The organism is Vibrio sp. 1249-1 (assembly GCF_033340495.1).
On sequence record NZ_JAWOWJ010000581.1, the window covers coordinates 1 to 685 of the forward strand.

Annotated in this window: 1 pseudogene; it reads left to right on the forward strand. The window is 46.1% G+C overall.

Annotated features, from left to right (window positions below):
• Window positions 1-169 precede the first annotated feature (169 nt).
• Window positions 170-685, forward strand: a pseudogene (locus R7Z50_RS27745) (glycerol kinase); the annotation flags it as partial.

The following is a 685-nucleotide window of genomic DNA, read 5'->3' on the forward strand; positions in this document are numbered from 1 at the left end:
AAGCTTAAGCACGCCAATTTTAAAATCATTTAAAGGCAAAGCCAGTCGGAAAAGACTGGCTTTTTTGTTTCTTGGTATGAATCTTTCTCATTCTTGCTTCAAGCAATGAAATCAATGCGTTAATATCATTCACAGGATGTTATTTTCCCAGCAGCAGGAGGCTCCACACATGTCAGAAAAAATATCGACATCAGCATTAGCGAAAATGCGCAATATTGACGCCAAGCTGCTGTTTTCAGATCTCAAACGCGCCGGTTACATCACTCGCCAAGAGGACAAATGGATCCTGACGGAAGAGGGCGCTAAGTTCGGCGGTGAATATGTTGACCACCCCAAGTTTGGGCAGTTTATTGTCTGGCCTACGAACTTGCACCTTGAGCTGAATCCTACCTCTGGGAAAACTCTGAGTGCCACACTACTTGGCGATAAACTTCGCCTTAATGCCAAGCGAATCAACCAATTGTTGAGTGGGCTAGGCTGGATAAGTAAATCGGAAGACGGATGGCAAGTCACCGAAGCGGGCATTCGAGCAGGTGGTCAACAGCGTGCAGACAAAGAATCACAAAACACCTTTGTGGTTTGGCACGATATCGTTTTGCGCAACAAGCGCTTGAAGCAATCTGTAGTGGAGTTTTTGGGGCAAGATGCGGAGTCGCACTCCACCGACAAATCCTACTCCAGTTTT